This is a genomic window from Pseudomonas sp. HB05 (assembly GCF_016756915.1).
Lineage (GTDB): Bacteria > Pseudomonadota > Gammaproteobacteria > Pseudomonadales > Pseudomonadaceae > Aquipseudomonas > Aquipseudomonas alvandae.
The window spans coordinates 136092-151505 of sequence record NZ_JAESPG010000009.1; the positions used below are offsets into that span (position 1 = coordinate 136092).

Annotated in this window: 18 protein-coding genes; 9 read left to right on the forward strand and 9 right to left on the reverse strand. The window is 60.1% G+C overall.

The genetic code is table 11. The features are described from left to right. Nucleotides 1–85: 85 nt before the first annotated feature. The 4 genes from dusA to JMN22_RS11175 form a co-directional block, all read right to left on the reverse strand. The gene (gene dusA, locus JMN22_RS11160; RefSeq protein ID WP_198797818.1) at nucleotides 86–1081 is read right to left on the reverse strand and encodes a tRNA dihydrouridine(20/20a) synthase DusA; all 996 of its coding nucleotides are present in this window, start codon (nucleotides 1079–1081) and stop codon (nucleotides 86–88) included. Nucleotides 1082–1181: 100 nt separating this feature from the next. Then, the gene (locus JMN22_RS11165; protein WP_334597298.1) at nucleotides 1182–1853 is read right to left on the reverse strand and encodes a metallophosphoesterase; all 672 of its coding nucleotides are present in this window, start codon (nucleotides 1851–1853) and stop codon (nucleotides 1182–1184) included. 116 nt (nucleotides 1854–1969) lie between these two features. Beyond that, complete coding sequence (locus JMN22_RS11170; protein WP_198797817.1) at nucleotides 1970–2575, reverse strand: putative adenosine monophosphate-protein transferase Fic; 606 nt, start codon at nucleotides 2573–2575, stop codon at nucleotides 1970–1972. Further along, nucleotides 2575–2745, reverse strand: coding sequence for a YhfG family protein (locus JMN22_RS11175; protein ID WP_085987050.1), 171 nt, complete (start codon nucleotides 2743–2745; stop codon nucleotides 2575–2577). The genes JMN22_RS11170 and JMN22_RS11175 overlap by 1 nt, the downstream gene beginning before the upstream one ends. Nucleotides 2746–2906: 161 nt before the next feature. Between JMN22_RS11175 and JMN22_RS11180 the strand changes: the two genes are divergently transcribed. Together JMN22_RS11180 and JMN22_RS11185 are read left to right on the forward strand one after the other, a co-directional pair. Next, nucleotides 2907–4127 (forward strand): putative DNA modification/repair radical SAM protein, encoded by a 1221-nt coding sequence (locus JMN22_RS11180; RefSeq protein ID WP_198797816.1) that lies wholly within the window; start codon nucleotides 2907–2909, stop codon nucleotides 4125–4127. After that, nucleotides 4118–4975: a TIGR03915 family putative DNA repair protein gene (locus JMN22_RS11185; RefSeq protein WP_198797815.1), complete on the forward strand. Its 858-nt coding sequence runs from the start codon at nucleotides 4118–4120 to the stop codon at nucleotides 4973–4975. Before JMN22_RS11180 ends, JMN22_RS11185 begins: the two co-directional genes overlap by 10 nt. 34 nt (nucleotides 4976–5009) lie before the next feature. Here JMN22_RS11185 and JMN22_RS11190 read toward each other — a convergent pair whose 3' ends face one another. Together JMN22_RS11190 and JMN22_RS11195 are read right to left on the reverse strand one after the other, a co-directional pair. After that, nucleotides 5010–5372 (reverse strand): BrnA antitoxin family protein, encoded by a 363-nt coding sequence (locus tag JMN22_RS11190; protein ID WP_198797814.1) that lies wholly within the window; start codon nucleotides 5370–5372, stop codon nucleotides 5010–5012. A gap of 3 nt (nucleotides 5373–5375) precedes the next feature. After that, nucleotides 5376–5654, reverse strand: a complete 279-nt coding sequence (locus JMN22_RS11195) for a BrnT family toxin (protein WP_198797813.1) — start codon at nucleotides 5652–5654, stop codon at nucleotides 5376–5378. A gap of 333 nt (nucleotides 5655–5987) precedes the next feature. On the opposite strand from JMN22_RS11195, the gene JMN22_RS11200 reads away from it, so the two are divergent. From JMN22_RS11200 to JMN22_RS11210, 3 genes are all read left to right on the forward strand, one after another. Next, the gene (locus JMN22_RS11200) at nucleotides 5988–6263 is read left to right on the forward strand and encodes a hypothetical protein (RefSeq protein WP_198797812.1); all 276 of its coding nucleotides are present in this window, start codon (nucleotides 5988–5990) and stop codon (nucleotides 6261–6263) included. 338 nt (nucleotides 6264–6601) lie between these two features. Continuing rightward, nucleotides 6602–7288, forward strand: coding sequence for a cysteine hydrolase family protein (locus JMN22_RS11205; protein WP_033864494.1), 687 nt, complete (start codon nucleotides 6602–6604; stop codon nucleotides 7286–7288). A 4-nt stretch (nucleotides 7289–7292) separates the two neighbouring features. Next, nucleotides 7293–8186: a LysR family transcriptional regulator gene (locus tag JMN22_RS11210; RefSeq protein WP_198797811.1), complete on the forward strand. Its 894-nt coding sequence runs from the start codon at nucleotides 7293–7295 to the stop codon at nucleotides 8184–8186. Here JMN22_RS11210 and JMN22_RS11215 read toward each other — a convergent pair. After that, a complete protein-coding gene (locus tag JMN22_RS11215; protein WP_198797810.1) occupies nucleotides 8175–9092 on the reverse strand; it encodes a LysR substrate-binding domain-containing protein in 918 nt (305 codons plus the stop codon). The two genes, JMN22_RS11210 and JMN22_RS11215, sit on opposite strands and share 12 nt — an antisense overlap. 226 nt (nucleotides 9093–9318) lie before the next feature. On the opposite strand from JMN22_RS11215, the gene JMN22_RS11220 reads away from it, so the two are divergent. Both JMN22_RS11220 and JMN22_RS11225 read left to right on the forward strand, forming a co-directional pair. After that, on the forward strand, nucleotides 9319–10626 hold the full coding sequence (locus JMN22_RS11220; protein ID WP_198797809.1) for a cation:dicarboxylate symporter family transporter: 1308 nt from the start codon (nucleotides 9319–9321) through the stop codon (nucleotides 10624–10626). 11 nt (nucleotides 10627–10637) lie between these two features. Continuing rightward, nucleotides 10638–12158, forward strand: coding sequence for an amino acid racemase (locus JMN22_RS11225; RefSeq protein ID WP_198797808.1), 1521 nt, complete (start codon nucleotides 10638–10640; stop codon nucleotides 12156–12158). Here the strand turns inward: JMN22_RS11225 and JMN22_RS11230 are convergent. Continuing rightward, nucleotides 12142–13059: an AraC family transcriptional regulator gene (locus JMN22_RS11230; protein ID WP_198797807.1), complete on the reverse strand. Its 918-nt coding sequence runs from the start codon at nucleotides 13057–13059 to the stop codon at nucleotides 12142–12144. The two genes, JMN22_RS11225 and JMN22_RS11230, sit on opposite strands and share 17 nt — an antisense overlap. 240 nt (nucleotides 13060–13299) lie before the next feature. Here JMN22_RS11230 and JMN22_RS11235 point away from each other — a divergent pair, with 240 nt between their 5' ends. Both JMN22_RS11235 and JMN22_RS11240 read left to right on the forward strand, forming a co-directional pair. Then, nucleotides 13300–14523, forward strand: a complete 1224-nt coding sequence (locus JMN22_RS11235) for an MFS transporter (RefSeq protein ID WP_198797806.1) — start codon at nucleotides 13300–13302, stop codon at nucleotides 14521–14523. Nucleotides 14524–14630: 107 nt separating this feature from the next. Beyond that, nucleotides 14631–14873, forward strand: coding sequence for a hypothetical protein (locus JMN22_RS11240; protein WP_051065964.1), 243 nt, complete (start codon nucleotides 14631–14633; stop codon nucleotides 14871–14873). 31 nt (nucleotides 14874–14904) lie between these two features. Here JMN22_RS11240 and JMN22_RS11245 read toward each other — a convergent pair whose 3' ends face one another. After that, complete coding sequence (locus JMN22_RS11245) at nucleotides 14905–15384, reverse strand: hypothetical protein (RefSeq protein WP_030139999.1); 480 nt, start codon at nucleotides 15382–15384, stop codon at nucleotides 14905–14907. Nucleotides 15385–15414 lie beyond the last annotated feature (30 nt).

The following is a 15414-nucleotide window of genomic DNA, read 5'->3' on the forward strand; positions in this document are numbered from 1 at the left end:
ACCTGGAAACGGCTGTTTGAATGGCCGGGGCAACTGTCGGTAAATACGATGCCAAAACCGCGCGCAGGTTCAAAGCAAGTGACGGTTAACGCCCTTCCAGCAACTGCCCCGCCTGGTCCAGCAGCGCCAACGGATCCTTGGCCTTGTGGATATCTACCGACAACAACTGCCGGAACCGCCGCGCGCCCGGGAATCCCGTGCCCAGTCCCAGCACATGGCGGGTGATGTGGTGCATGGCACCGCCGTTCGCCAAGTGATCGGCAATATACGGCCGCAGCTTTGCCAAGGCCTCGGCCCGAGTGATGATGGGGGCAGTGCTGCCAAACAACTGCTGATCCACTTCGGCCAGCAGATACGGGTTGTGGTAGGCCTCGCGACCCAGCATCACACCGTCAAACGTCTGCAGATGCTCGTGGCAGGCCTCCAGCGTCTTGATCCCACCGTTGAGCACGATTTCCAGCTCAGGAAAATCCGCTTTCAACCGCGCTACCACGTCGTAACGCAGCGGCGGGATGTCGCGATTCTCCTTCGGCGACAACCCCTCCAAGATCGCAATCCGCGCGTGCACGGTAAAACTGGTGCAGCCGGCGTCACGCACCGTCCCGACGAACTCGCACAACTGCTCGTAGCTGTCGCGACCATTGATCCCGATCCGATGCTTGACCGTCACCGGGATCGACACCGCATCCCGCATCGCCTTCACGCAATCGGCCACCAATTCTGGATGCCCCATCAGGCACGCGCCGATCATGTTGTTCTGCACCCGATCGCTTGGGCAGCCGACGTTGAGATTGACCTCATCGTAACCGTGCTCCTGGGCCATTCGGGCGCAAGCGGCCAAGTCGCCGGGAACGCTGCCGCCCAGCTGCAGGGCCAGCGGATGCTCGGTTTCGTGATGGCGCAGGAAGCGCTCGTGATCGCCATTGAGCAGGGCGCCGGTGGTGACCATTTCGGTGTAGAGCAGGGCGTGTTTGGAGAGGATGCGCAGGAAGTAGCGGCAGTGGGCGTCAGTCCAGTCCATCATCGGCGCGACGCTGAAGCGGCGGGACACGGACTGTTGCGAAGTTTCTTGAAGAGGCATGGGAATCTGGAGGCGGATGCGAAGGGCGCACAGTTTATCAGGTATGGGACGGCAGCGAATGCCGTCGGCCCTGGACCGATGAGCGAGGCAGTCCCTTACCTCACTGCGTCATGCCTATGCTGAAAACAGATTGGCTGCTGATTTCCACCAGGCTCAGTGCTCCGTCGGAAAAGGAGCAGCCAGTGTCCACATAGACAATGTTGCCGAGGCGCGTGACGGTGGGGACTGATGAATGTCCGACATAGAGTTCGTGGATGCCCTTTATGGGAGTAGGGTCCTGCTGTTCAATCCTGTCCCGGGCATACAAGGCTTCCGCCAAGGCTTGTTGTTGAACCTGCTTTCCGAGTGCCCCGGTAATGGCGTCTTTCGCACCTTGCCAATCATTATCCAGCCCGAAAAACGGCGCTTGGGCATGTACGATTCCAATCGTTTTATTAGCCGATAAGTCGATTTCGATAATGAGTGGAAGTGCTTGAAGGGCTTTTAGAAGTTGGTCTTGGATGGCCGGGTTCAACGCGTAGAGCCAGGCTCCGCCGTTGCGGATGTGCCTGGGTTTGTCTCCGTGGCCGCGGATGCCGTCGATCACCATTTGCTCATGGTTGCCGCGTACCGCGTGAAACCAGGATTTTCCAAGCCAATTCAATACATCTTCGGAGTCGGGGCCGCGATCGATGAGGTCGCCTACGGAAAAAATCCGGTCTATTTCGGTATTGAACTCGAGGTTGTCCAAGGCCTTCGCCAAAAGCTTGAAATGCCCATGTACGTCGCCCACGACAAAGTCTCGGCCTTGCTCGTTTGGGGGAAAGGAGGCAATCCGGTACATACAGAGGGTTTCGGCAGGGTTGGCTGGCACGGAATGTATCACTTAAGCGAGGAAGTGCAGATAACTTATGGTCGGGATTGTATCGGCTGTCCAATGCACTTCTTGAAAACCGTTTCCATAGGCTCGAGTACGCAGTTGTAGGCCGCGATGTTGGCGCTGATCCATTCGTCTTTTTCGATGCCCCACCAACTGATTTCGAAACCGGCGTTCATGATGAGGTGCTCGAACAGGATGCGCTGGGCGCGGCCATTGCCTTCGCGGAAGGGGTGAACGACGTTGATATCGGAATACGCATCCGCCACGGCCACGATCAGTTCTGCTCGGCCCATCCCTTCGAACCAGTTCGCCGCTGCCATCCTGGCAAAGATTTTATTGGCTTCCTTTTCCATGTATTCGGGTTGGCAGAAACGCGTGTCCTGCTTGGCCATGCCGACGGTTCGCAACTGTCCAGCCCATTCGAACAAGTCGGCGAACAAGGCGCGATGGATATTCTGGAGGTAAGCCAGGCTGTAAGGAGGAGGGGTGAATTCGACGTTGCTTGCCGCGATGGCCGAGAGTTGTTGTTCGGCTTCGCCCAGGGTGGGTTCGTCGCGGATATCGAGTTTGTTGCGCAGGACCGTGGAGCCGGGATAACAGTAGGCGTCCTCGCCGACGCCATATTTGTCCGGCATCAGGCTCGGGTCTTGGTGAAGGTTTTCAAGACATCTTCACGGGAAGGCAGCTTGCGTTCGCCGTCCTCGAAAGACACTTTGAAACCTTCCAGGCGCAGGCTGGCCGCGTAGTTGGACCTGCGCGTCCTGGCCGCGTAGGCCTTTTTTGTTTCAAGGCTGACAGTGCCCATGGGGTTGGACCTCGAATCGCGTGAATGACCGGATTATAGCCCATCATGGTGCCGATGAATCCACCAGTCACACTCTGCTCGTTGGTTGGATTGACCAGCGGAGCTTGCATCGCGGTCAATCTCCAAATACTGTGCATGCATACAGTATTTGAGAATCTTCCATGGAGCTTATCGCCAAGCTCGGCATTCTTGCCGACGCCGCCAAATATGACGCGTCCTGTGCCAGCAGTGGTGCTCCCAAGCGCAGTTCGCGTGGTCGGGACGGGCTTGGGGCCACTGACGGCATGGGGATCTGCCATAGCTACACGCCGGATGGGCGCTGTGTATCGCTGCTCAAGGTGTTGTTGACCAATTTCTGCTTGTACGACTGCCAGTACTGCGTCAACCGTCGCTCCAGCAACGTGCCGAGGGCGCGTTTCACACCCGAAGAAGTGGTCCGGCTGACCCTGGATTTCTACCGTCGCAATTGCATCAGCGGTCTGTTCCTGAGCTCCGGCATCATTCGCTCGGCCGACTACACCATGGAGCAACTGGTCCGGGTGGCGCGGTTGCTGCGCGAGGAGCATCACTTTCGAGGCTACATCCATCTCAAGACCATTCCCGACGCGGATCCGCTATTGATCGAAGAGGCAGGGCGGCTGGCGGATCGCCTGAGCGTGAATATCGAATTGTCCTCCGAGGTGAGCCTCAAGCGCCTGGCGCCGGAAAAGCAATTGAAGACGATTCGCCAGGCCATGGGCACCATCCACGACGGTCAACAGGCAGTGGCCGGCGAACCGCGGGCGCCTCGCTTTGCCCCGGCCGGGCAGAGCACCCAGGTGATCGTCGGGGCGGATGCCACCGATGACCACGCCATCCTCAGCAATGCCGAGTCGCTCTATCAAGGCTACGGATTGCGGCGGGTCTATTATTCTGCCTTCAGCCCGATCCCCGAAAGCCCCGCCAGCGTGCCACTCGCCGCGCCACCTTTGCTGCGCGAGCACCGGCTCTACCAAGCCGACTTCCTGATGCGTGGCTACGGCTACAAGGCGGGCGAGCTGTTGACTACGTCCAGCAACCTGGACTTGGACATCGACCCCAAGCTGGCCTGGGCGTTGGCCAATCGCGATGTGTTTCCACTCGACCTCAACCGTGCCGAGCCGGCCTTGCTCGCGCGTATTCCCGGCATCGGCCTTCGTAGCGTGCAACGCCTGGTGGCACTGCGCAGGGAACGGCGGATTCGCTACGACGACCTGGTGCAGTTGCGTTGCGTGTTGGAAAAGGCCCGTCCGTTCATTGTGACCAGCGATTACCGACCCGCTGACGGCCAGGTGCGCAGCGGCTTGCTCCGAGCGCGCTTGCGCGATCCGCAGCGGCCCGTACAAATGGGGTTGTGGGCGTGATTGCATTGGATTGCGACGACGATTTCAGCACCTGGCGTAGTCAGGCCAGAACACTGTTGGGCCACGGAATCGACCCCAGCGACGTAACCTGGGCCCAAGGCCCCATGGCTGACCTGCTGGCCGTGCCGGCGGCATTGCCGCAAGGCCCGGGACCGTTCCAGACACGCGTCCCGGCGGGTCTGTTGGGACAACTGGAACAGGCCAGTCGCTACCAGGGCGAACAACGCTGGAACCTGTTGTACGAAGTGCTCTGGCGCGTCGCCCATGGTGATCGCACCGCTATGCTCGCCGGTGATCGATTGGGCAGCGAGCTGCAACGGCGCATCAAGCAGGTCAGTCGCGAAGCCCATCACTTTCATGCATTCGTGCGTTTCATACCCTTGCCGCCTGCGGTCGCTGAACAACTGCAACTGGACCTGGTGGCTTTCCACCAGCCGGCCCACGACATCCTTGAAAGCGCGAGCGGGCATTTTGCCGAGCGATTGGGCCGACAACGCTGGCTGATCGCAACGCCCCGCGACGGCATTCGTTTCGATGGGCATTCGCTGGACTACCAGCGCCGTTGCCCCGAGCAATGGCAACAATGGGCCCGCCACGCCGAAGACCCCGGCGCGGAATTGTGGCGCACCTATTATCGGCACATCTTCAACCCGGCGAGGCTCAACCCTACAGCGTTGCGCCAGCACATGCCGGGGCGGTTCTGGAAGCACTTGCCGGAAGGGGATTTGATTCCGCAGTTGGTGGGGCAGGCGCGGCAGGGGAAGCAGAGGGATGGGCAGGCTCTGGAGGTGGGGGAGAAGGTAGGGAAGCGGATAATTGTGGGCAGCCAGGTAGAGGCGCTGGATTGAAACAGTGCCTCTAAATGGATCCCGATTTCTCACGTCATACCGATGCCTTGGCTTTGCCGGGCTTAGGTGCATCCATCATCTTATGCAGTTCTTCAGTCATGGCGGCTAACCGTTTCTCCAAATCCTTCACATCAGATCGGGTGATACCGTTTGCGTAGGGTTTGATTGTTCGCGCCCGTTTTTGGGTCGCTGGTGCCAGATTGTGGGCAGTTTCAGACACAAGGGCCTGACGCAGCAGATTGTTGATGACGGTTTGGTAGCCGATGCCGGCGTTTTCGGCGCGCTCGCGAGCAGCTTCGATCACGTCATCGTCAAGCATGATGGTGATGCGTGTCTTGCCTTTGCTGCTTGCAACGGGACCGCGATTGGCGGTGCCGAAATCGTATTCTTCTTTCACAGATTACCCTCCCAGATACTGGCGCAGTTCATTTTTGGACGCTACGCGCGCGCTGATGACACGCACGAAATCCGGCTCTCGGTAGGTATATGCGACAACGAGGACACGCCCGGTGGCATCTTGGCCGATGATAATCCAGCGCTTTTCGTCATGGTCGTTGTCCTCTAGTTCAAGAGCCACCTCGTCGTAAAATACGGCCTCGGCGTCCGCTAGGCTTACCTTGTGTTTCTTTTTGTTCGCAACGTTTTTTACCGAGTCATACTGAACTCTGAATGTTTTCATTATGCATATTCTATATGTATAAAAAAGACCCGGTGTCAGCTCCTTTCATTTGGCTAACCAAGGCGATGGCCTCAACCATACGACGAAGCCGTTTTTCTAGCCTTGCGATTTGGAGGTGCATTCGTTTCAGAATTGGTCTTTGAGGTTATCCGTATCGCTGCTCGCTCCACAGGAGCACATACCCATCGGAAATTTCCCTCAAATCGTGTCGCTCCCCGCCGACTATCCGCCAATTGCCCCGCACGTTAAATTCCTTCCGTCGCTGCAAATTCAGCGGCAGGGTGTGGAAGCCCTTTTAAGCCTAGGACACCTAACTCTGCAGGAGAAACACCCATGTCCCGCTACATGCCCATCACCGGTATCGAAAACAATTTCCACGCCCTTCTGATCGACACGGAAGCACCTCTGGACGTGCTGCACGACACAGCTGCCTACCGAATCGCCGCTGTCACGCAACTGCTCGAAAACCTCGCGATGCGTTCCGAAATCAGCACCGACGCCGTCGTCCTGCACGACTTCGCGCAGGTATTGGCAATCCCTCTGCGCGACGGTTGTGATTTGCTGGATGTGATCGGACGACATTTACAGGCACAACTTCTCGCGTCTTGATGCAGTCGGCGACCTTGCCAGGGTCGCCCTTGATGCTGGATAAAACGATGGACCCGTGGCGAGGGAGCTTGCTCCCGCTGGGGCGCGAAGCGGCCCCTAAACCAGCGAATTCGAAATGTCAGACACACCGCACCCGCCGATTCACGACTGCTTCGCAGCCGAGCGGGAGCAAGCTCCCTCGCCACGGGTTTGTCGACGTCCTTTAGCGAGCGGCAACGCCCCGATCACGGCTCACCTGTGCAAATCCTAAACAAGTCCTGTGCCGCCCACGCTGTGTTCGGGTGCCGGTCATGGCCCTAGCATTCCCTTCATTCACTCCACGAAAGAAGGAACTGTCCATGCAGCGTTTTACCCGTCGTTTCCTCTCCGCCTGTGTAATCTCAGGCGTTCTCGCCAGCGCCGGCGCCTCGGCCGAAACTCATCCAACTATCCGCGCCATGTCCGGCGCAGTGCCGGTCAGCCAGTTGCCTGCCGGTAAAACCGCGTTACTGGTGATCGATTTCCAGAACGAATACTTCACCGGTAAGATGCCGATCCCCGACGGCCCGGCAGCGCTGGCCAACGCCCGAAAGCTGATCGAGTTCGCCGATGAACACAAGATGCCCGTCTACCATGTCCGGCACATTGCACCCGCTGGTTCGCCAGTGTTCGCCATCGACGGTGAAACCGTGAAATTCCACCCCGACATGCAGCCCAGGGCCAAGGATCCGGTTTTGCAGAAAACCACCGTCAGCGTGTTTGGCAGTACCGATCTGGACAAGCGTCTTAAAGCCGCGGGTATTGAGAACGTGATCGTCTCCGGTCTCATGACACATGCGTGCGTGGCGGGCGCAGCCCGGGATGCGGCGCCGCTGAGCTATAACGTGTTGGTGGCGGCCGATGCATCGGCCACCCGCGCGATTACCCGGGTCAACGGAGAGTCGACCGACAAGGACGCCTTGCACCAGGCCGCGCTCGCCGAAATCGAGGACACGTTCGGCGATGTGATGAACACCGCCGAAATCATCAAGCTACCGGTGCGCTAACCCCATGAATCAGATGCTCGCCATGCGCGTGTTCCGCTGCGTCGTCGAGGCCCAGGGTTTTACAGCCGCCGCCGAGCGGCTGGGCACCACGCACTCGTCGGTCTCCCGACATTTGCAGCAATTGGAATCCGCGTTGGGCGTGCGTCTGATCAATCGCAATACCCGCCGCATGAGTCTTACGGCGGCGGGGGAAAGGTACTACGCAGCCTGCGTGGATATTCTTGATCGAGTCGATGCCGCGTCCCAAGCTGTCACGCAGGAACGCGAGCGTCCGTCCGGGCTGCTTCGGATCAGCGCGCCGTTGGTGGTCGGTACGCTGGAGCTGGCGCATTGGTTGCCAGCCTTCCAGGCGCAGTACCCAGACATCCAGATTGATTTGTCTTGCTCCGATCCGTTGGTCGATCTGGTGGCCGAGGGATTCGATGTGGCGCTACGCATCTGTGGGCCCCTGGCCGACAGCAGCCTGGTCGCGCGGTTGCTCAGCGTATCGCCGTTGGTGTTGGTCGCGGCGCCGGCCTACGTGTTCAAGCGTGGCTTGCCTCGCAGCGTTGCCGAACTCAACGACCATCGGCTACTCACCTATGGACCGGCTGGCCAATGGACGCTCGCCAATGCGAAGGGGGAATCGATTACCCTGGACTGTCACGGCACGTTTCACACAGACACCATCACTGCCTTGCACGCCTGTGCCTTGGCGGGTGGTGGCATTGCCGCATTTACCCTGGCGACGGTGCAGGATGACCTGCTGGCGGGAAGGTTGGTGCGGATTCTGCCTGAGCACACCCTTGGGGAACGGCACTACTACGCGCTTTATCCTCACGCCCGGCATCTGCCGGCCAAGGTGCGAGTGTTCGTCGATTACATGGCGCAGTACTACCAGGCGATGTCAGGCGGGTGAGCGCAGCGACGCGCCCTCCAGCGTTTTCCAGAGCTTGCGCATCGTTGGATTGCGATTGGCATTCGTGCAGTACGATCGAATCTCCAATCGCGTGCTCCATTGCTCATCGCCGGCCCTGACCAGCAGCCCTCGCGCCAGCTCATCGGCCACTGCGCTTTGTGGCAGCCACGCCACGCCGTAGCCCTCAACCGCCATGCGCATCAGCAGCATGGCCATGTCGGCCTCATAGCAGCGTTCCAGCGCAGTCGGTGTCGGGCCGTTCTTGATGACGATGTCGGCGACGCGACCCAGGAACGTAGTGGCCGTGTAGGCGAGGTACGGCACGGCCTTGCCGGAGCGGCCTGACAATGGGAACAGGGGTTCGCCTTTGCGGTTCGGTGCACAGAGTGGAATGAATGAATCATGACCGAGGGTCAGGCTGCCGAAACGCTCGGCGTCCAACAGGATGGGCGCCAATGGATGGTGATAAACCATCATCAAGTCGCAGCTGCCTTCCTCCAGGGCAATCACGGCGTCATGGATATTGGCGGCAACCACCCGGGCATTGAATTGTTCGTTGTGTTGCTGGAATTGCGCGAGCCACTTGGGCAAGAAAGTCATCGACAGGCTGTGACCCGCAGTGATCTGGATCGAGCGCCCCGGCATCCGCTCCACATCGCGCAGGGCCGAACGCAACCTCAACAGCCCGGCGAGTGCCTCTCTGCTCTCATCGCAAAAAGTGATCCCCGCCGCCGTCAACTGGACCGGATAAGTGCCACGGTCCACCAACTTGACGCCCACCCATTCTTCAAGCGAGCGAATACGTCGCGATAGAGCCGATTGCGTCACGCAGCGGACTTCGGCTGCCCGGGAGAAGTTTTTCCATTCGGCGATCGCCAGGAGGTCGTCCAGCCATTTGAGTTGCATCTAGAAATCCCTCGTCATGAAGGGATCATTCTAGGGTCCAATCCCCCGGCCCGTAGCGCCAAACACATAACTATTCCGAAAATGCATGAGCGTGGCCGGATTACTCATCATGCCGTTCGATGCTCTCCCTAGAATTGTTCTCGTAGCGCTGACGTCTCGCGGCTTCAGGCGAATCAGCGTGACCTGCCAAGTAATAAAAATCCAAGAACTACTTGAGGACAGCACCGTGAAAAAGAACAAGCTCCCGCGTCGAATTGCCATGGGCATCGCCCTGGGCGTGCTGGTGGGTTGGGCGTGTCACCATTTCGCAGGGAGCGAGCAAAGCGCCAAGGAAATCGCTGCATATTTCTCGATGGTCACCGACATTTTCCTGCGCATGATCAAAATGATCATTGCGCCACTGGTGTTCGCGACATTGGTCGGTGGTATCGCCAGCATGGGCAACTCCCGCTCCGTAGGAAGGATTGGCGCCCGGGCGATGGGGTGGTTCGTGACGGCTTCGATTGTGTCGCTGTTGATTGGCATGGGGTTGGTCAACCTGTTCCAACCTGGCGCCGGATTGAATCTGGAAGTCGCCCAGCATGCGTCCGCAGCCGTGCCCGTCAACACTGGGGATTTCAGTCTCAAGGCGTTTATCGGCCATGTCTTTCCTCGAAGTATTGCCGAGGCAATGGCCAATAACGAGATCCTGCAAATCGTGGTTTTCTCGCTGTTCTTCGGCTTCGCGCTGGCAGGCGTCAAGCGCGCCGGTCACACGCGCATCACCGATTCCATCGAAGAATTGGCGAAGGTGATGTTCAAGATCACCGACTACGTGATGGCCTTTGCACCGATTGGTGTGTTCGCCGCCATCGCTTCGGCCATCACCACCCAGGGCCTGGGCTTGCTGGTGGATTACGGCAAGCTCATCGCCGAGTTCTACTTGGGCATCCTGATCCTCTGGGCGTTGCTGTTCGGTGCTGGATACGTGTTCCTTGGACGTTCGGTTTTTCATTTGGGCAAGCTGATCCGGGAGCCGATCCTGTTGGCCTTTTCCACCGCGAGCAGCGAATCCGCCTATCCGAAAACCATCGAGGCGCTGGAGAAATTTGGCGCGCCCAAACGCGTCTCCAGCTTCGTGCTGCCCCTGGGGTATTCGTTCAACCTCGACGGCTCGATGATGTATCAAGCGTTCGCGATCCTGTTCATTGCCCAGGCCTACAACATTGACCTGAGTTTCACTCAGCAGATGCTGATTCTTCTGACACTGATGATCACCAGCAAGGGCATGGCCGGCGTGGCCCGGGCATCGGTCGTGGTGGTCGCGGCGACGTTGCCGATGTTCAACCTTCTCGAGGCGGGGCTGTTGCTGATCATTGGCATCGACCAATTCCTGGACATGGCGCGTACGGCGACCAATGTGGTGGGTAACAGCATCGCAACGGCCGTTGTGGCCAAGGCCGAGCCATACGAAGAGCACGCCGAGGAAGCCTGCGAACAGCCCGCCGTCCGGTCTCGTGCCGAAGCGGCTCCCGGAACGGTCCCGGTTGTTTGAGGAGAAACGATATGAAGGCCAAGGGCAAGTCGATCCGCAACGTATCTGTCGTCCGCAAGCTGGGCATCGTCGGTGGCCTGGGGTCGCTGGCCGGCGGTGACCTGTTCTACAAACTGGTCAAGTCCAGGGCCGTGATCGAAGACCAGGGCCGCTATCATTTCCTGTTCGAACAGCATCCGTTCAAGGACGTGCTGCTGCCCTTGGACGCAGGCGCGAGCATGACGTCGCGTAAGTTCTACGTGTTCCAGGTGTGCAAGGCCTTCGAGGCGAGCGGCCTGGATGCGGTGATGCTGCCATGCTTCGCCAGCCAGACCTTTCGCGCGGAAATCGAGGCTGAATTAGGTATTGCCGTGCTCGACATGATGGCGGCCCTGAGTGGGCACGTCCGCCGTAGCGTCCCTGTCGGGGCGACGTTGGGTGTGATCGCTTCCGACTTCGTTCGCCATAGCGGTCTGTTCGAAGAGCACTTTGGCAAGGACTACCCGGTTATCTACCCCGACGTCGAAGCGCAATCGAAGGTGATGGAGGCGATGTACGGCCTCGACGGTATCAAGGACGGCCACTTCGATGGCGCGCCGTTCGAGGCGGTCCACCAGGCCTGCCTTTCGCTGCGAGCCCAAGGCGCAACGGTAATCGTCCCCGGCATGACCGAGCTTTCGCTGATCTGTGGGCCTTTGCAAGATCAAAGGCTGAATGTCCTGGACATCAACCAGATCTATGCGGATTTCGCGACGAAGGACCCGCAACCCCACCATCGCCCAGCCTTCAAGCTCGGTATCGTCGGCGGTGTCGGGCCCGCCGCCACGGTGGATTTCATGGCCAAGGTGGTCGCCAATACGCCCGCCGACAAGGATCAGGACCACATCAAGCTGGTGGTTGAGCAGAACCCGCAGATCCCTGACCGCACGGCGAACCTGCTGCACAATGAGGCGGACCCGACGATGGCGCTGTACGCCACCTGCAAACGCCTCGAGAGTGCGGGCGCCGACGCCATCGCCATTCCCTGCAACACGGCCCACGCATTTGTCGAGCGCATCCAGGCGCATCTGACGGTGCCGATCGTGAATATGCTGACCGAGACGGTTGAGTGGATCGTGAACGCGTACGGCTCCGGCAAGGCAGTCGGTCTGTTGGCGACGTCCGGCACCTTGCAGAGCCAGGTCTATCACCAGGCGGCCAGCCGCGCCGGGCTGGAAATCGTTACGCCCGGTGTCGACTATCAGGCCATGGTGATGGACGCCATCTACGGGCCGCGAGGCATCAAGGCCGGTTTCACCGAGGGGCTTTGCCGGGAACAGCTATTGCTGGCGGCTGAGCACTTGTGCGAACTGGGGGCACAGGTGTTGATTCTTGGCTGTACGGAGCTGCCGTTGGTGTTGAGGCATTGCGAGGCGTTCGATATCAACGGGCATCAGGTGGCGCTTGTTGACCCCACTCTGATCCTGGCACGCAAGTGTATTGCGCTGGCGGGCCAGGTTGAGGGTTCCTCGACACAATGGAACCGGGCACCGCGAATCAGTCAGCGTTCATGATATTCGCGGGCCTGCGCAACGCCGCGATGTCCCGCTTCGGCGAAGCGCCGAACAGACGGCTGTATTCACGGCTGAATTGCGAAGGGCTTTCATAGCCCACCTGGTAGGCGGCGCTCGCCACGTCCAGGTGCTCGTTGAGCATCAGGCGCTTCGCTTCGTTCAACCGCAGCCACTTCTGGTATTGCAGCGGGCTCATCGCGGTGAGCTGGCGGAAATGATGGTGGAAGGTCGGGGCGCTCATCTGCGCGCGCGCCGCGAGGTCGTCCACGCGAACGGGCCCGGTGTAGTTGAGTTTCAGCCAGTCGATGGCCTTGGCGATCCGGTAACCCTGGCTGTCGACGGAGGCAATCTGCCTCAGCCGCGCGGCCTGGTCGCTCATCAACAGTCGATAGTGGATCTCCCGCTGGATCAGCGGGGCCAGCACGGGGATCGCTTCGGGTTCATCCAGCAGCGCCAGCAGACGCACGAACGGCTCGAGGAAATCCGCTGACGCCGTGCCGATACTCGCACCAATCCCCGCGGGGCGCTCGACACTGGGCGCCACGCCACCCTGGGCGACCAGATCGGCGACCATGCGCAAGTCAAGCCGCATGACCAGGCCCAGGCACGGCTGCTCCGGGCTGGCCGCCAGCACTTCGGAGTTCGCGGGCATATCCAGCGACGTCATCAGGAAACGTGTGGTGTCGTACCCGTATGCCTGGCCGCCAATCCACACCTGCTTCATCCCCTGGGCGACGAGGACGATGCTTGGCTCGATCATGCAGGTCATAGGCGGGGCAGGGGCGTCGCGACGGAAAAAGCACAGGCCCGCAATTGACGTTTCAAAGTCACCCGCGCCGGCCGTCCGGGTGGCGATGAGGTTTGCGAGCCGGTCTTGTGGCGATCTGCCTTGGGTGGTCATGTCGATTCTGTCTGGGTTGATAGCTATGGGCAGAACATTAACCCGCCAAGCGAAGCGTTGCCTATGCGTAACCGGCGGGTTCACAGGATCGGGCAAGAACTCCAGCGAAATGTTCTACCGACCGTCGATACCCATTCGTGAAAATACCCGTCGGATTCAGTTCATGGCGTCATCGTCGCCGTCGCGAGCAAGCTCGCTCCCACGAGGGCTTCCGAGCGCTCCAGAAATTTCAGGATTGTTATGACCTCTATCTCATCGCTAGAACCACAGGGCAAGCCTGCGTGGGGCGCGGTGCTTGCCATGTCGCTGGCTGCCTTCGCCCTTGTTGCGTCCGAATTCATGCCAGTCAGCTTGCTGACGCCGGTGGCGGCGGACCTCCAGATCACTGAAGGGCAGGCCGGCCAGGGCATCGCCGTCTCGGGAGCCTTTGCCCTGGTGACCAGCCTGCTCATCGCACCGATTGCGGCCCGGATCGAACGCAAGTGGCTGCTCTCGGCACTGACGCTGTTGATGATCTTGTCCGGCACAGTGGCGGCAGTGGCGCCCAGTTACCTGATTTTCATGGTCGGTCGCGCGCTGATCGGCGTTGCGATTGGCGGCTTCTGGTCGCTGTCGGCGGCCACGGCCATGCGGCTGGTGCCGGAAGATAAAGTCCCTCGCGCCCTGGCCATCGTCAACGGTGGCAACGCCCTGGCGACAGTTGTCGCTGCGCCGCTAGGCAGCTTTCTGGGGGCGATTATCGGTTGGCGTGGCGCGTTTTTCTGCATCGTGCCGGTTGCCGCACTTGCCCTGGCGTGGCTGCTGTTGAGCCTGCCCTCGATGCCGAACCAGGCGAAGCGCGGCGGCGGGAATCCTTTCAAGCTCATGACCCGGGCGCCGGTGGCGTTGGGCATGCTGGCGGTCAGCACGTTCTTCATGGGCCAGTTCATGTTGTTCACTTACCTGCGACCCTTCCTGGAAACCGTGGCGCAGGTGGGCGTCTCGCTGCTATCGCTGATGTTGCTGGCGATTGGTCTGGCGGGTTTGCTGGGCACTTTTCTGATCGGCTCGTTCTTGAAGAACGGCCTGTATCGCACGCTCATTGTTATCCCGCTGTTGATGGCCGCGATCGCCCTCGCGCTGGTGGGGTTCGGCAGCTCCGCGTCGGTCACGGCTGTGCTGCTCGGCCTCTGGGGCCTGGTGGCCACGGCCGCCCCCGTAGGTTGGTGGACTTGGCTGGCCAGAACGTTGCCGGACGATGCCGAGGCCGGGGGCGGTTTGATGGTTGCGATCGTCCAGCTCGCCATCGCCTCGGGGGCCACGGTGGGCGGCGTTCTGTTCGACTTGAGCGGTTATCGCGCGACCTTCGAGACCAGCGCGGCCGTGCTGGTTGTTGCCGCTGTGTTGACGATCCTGGCCGCTCGCGCGGCGGCTCGACAATCCTCGCGAGCAACGCGCGCCAGGACATACAGCACGGTGGGTTGAGAAGAACCGTTGGGCGCCTGCGGTTGGTGGCACATTGATATCTTGGTAAGCTCCAGGCTGGTTACCTACCGAGTTGGTTAGTTGTGTCTACTGAAAGAGTCCAGCCCTTGGAGCAAGCCCTCCTGGCAGTCATCGCCGCTGCGGGAAAGATGGGCATCAGTTGCGATGAGTTATGCGCGCATGCGGTCGGCGGGCTCGTGTCGGAGCAGTACTGGACTTGGGCGGACGCCCAACATGCCGAGCGCGCCGCCGATGAGATCGACAATGCCTTGGCGATCCTCATAGACAGGCAAGCAGGGGCGCCGACCAAAAGCGGGCCAGACGCGACATTCGAATCGGCCCCGAACTAAGACGGGCGACTCGTTGAGTCGCCCTCTTGCATTAGAGACCTAAGCCTTCCTCGATGATCGAGAGGAAATCATCTTCATCCAACGTGACGGGTTCGGGCCGTGGTTGTCCGGTTGGCTGCAGATGCCAGCGCGACTCGCCATGTTCGCCCACCGTCCGCAGGATGCAGCGCTCCATGCCTTTCATGTGGATTTCGATGCACCCTTCGGCGCCGGGGGAGAAACGGGCGATCGGATCAAGCGAGATGCGACGGTGATTACCTTCGATGACCAACTGATCAATGGCGTAGTTATACGTCGATCCGCTGGCATGACGCTCGAATACATGGGTGGGGTTACGCCGGATAACCAGGCCCGCCTCACAGACCGGCGCCAGCCAGGTTTCAAGCTGGCGATACAGCTCGTACACCTGGCCAGGCCAATGTTCGATCGCCAGGTCCGCACAATTGTCGGTGTCGGCCGGCGTGCGTTGGGCCTGCCTCAGCTTCGCCGCGAGTTCGTCTGCCTTGCTCATGTCGATTCCCTGTCGTGGTGATGGGTTGAG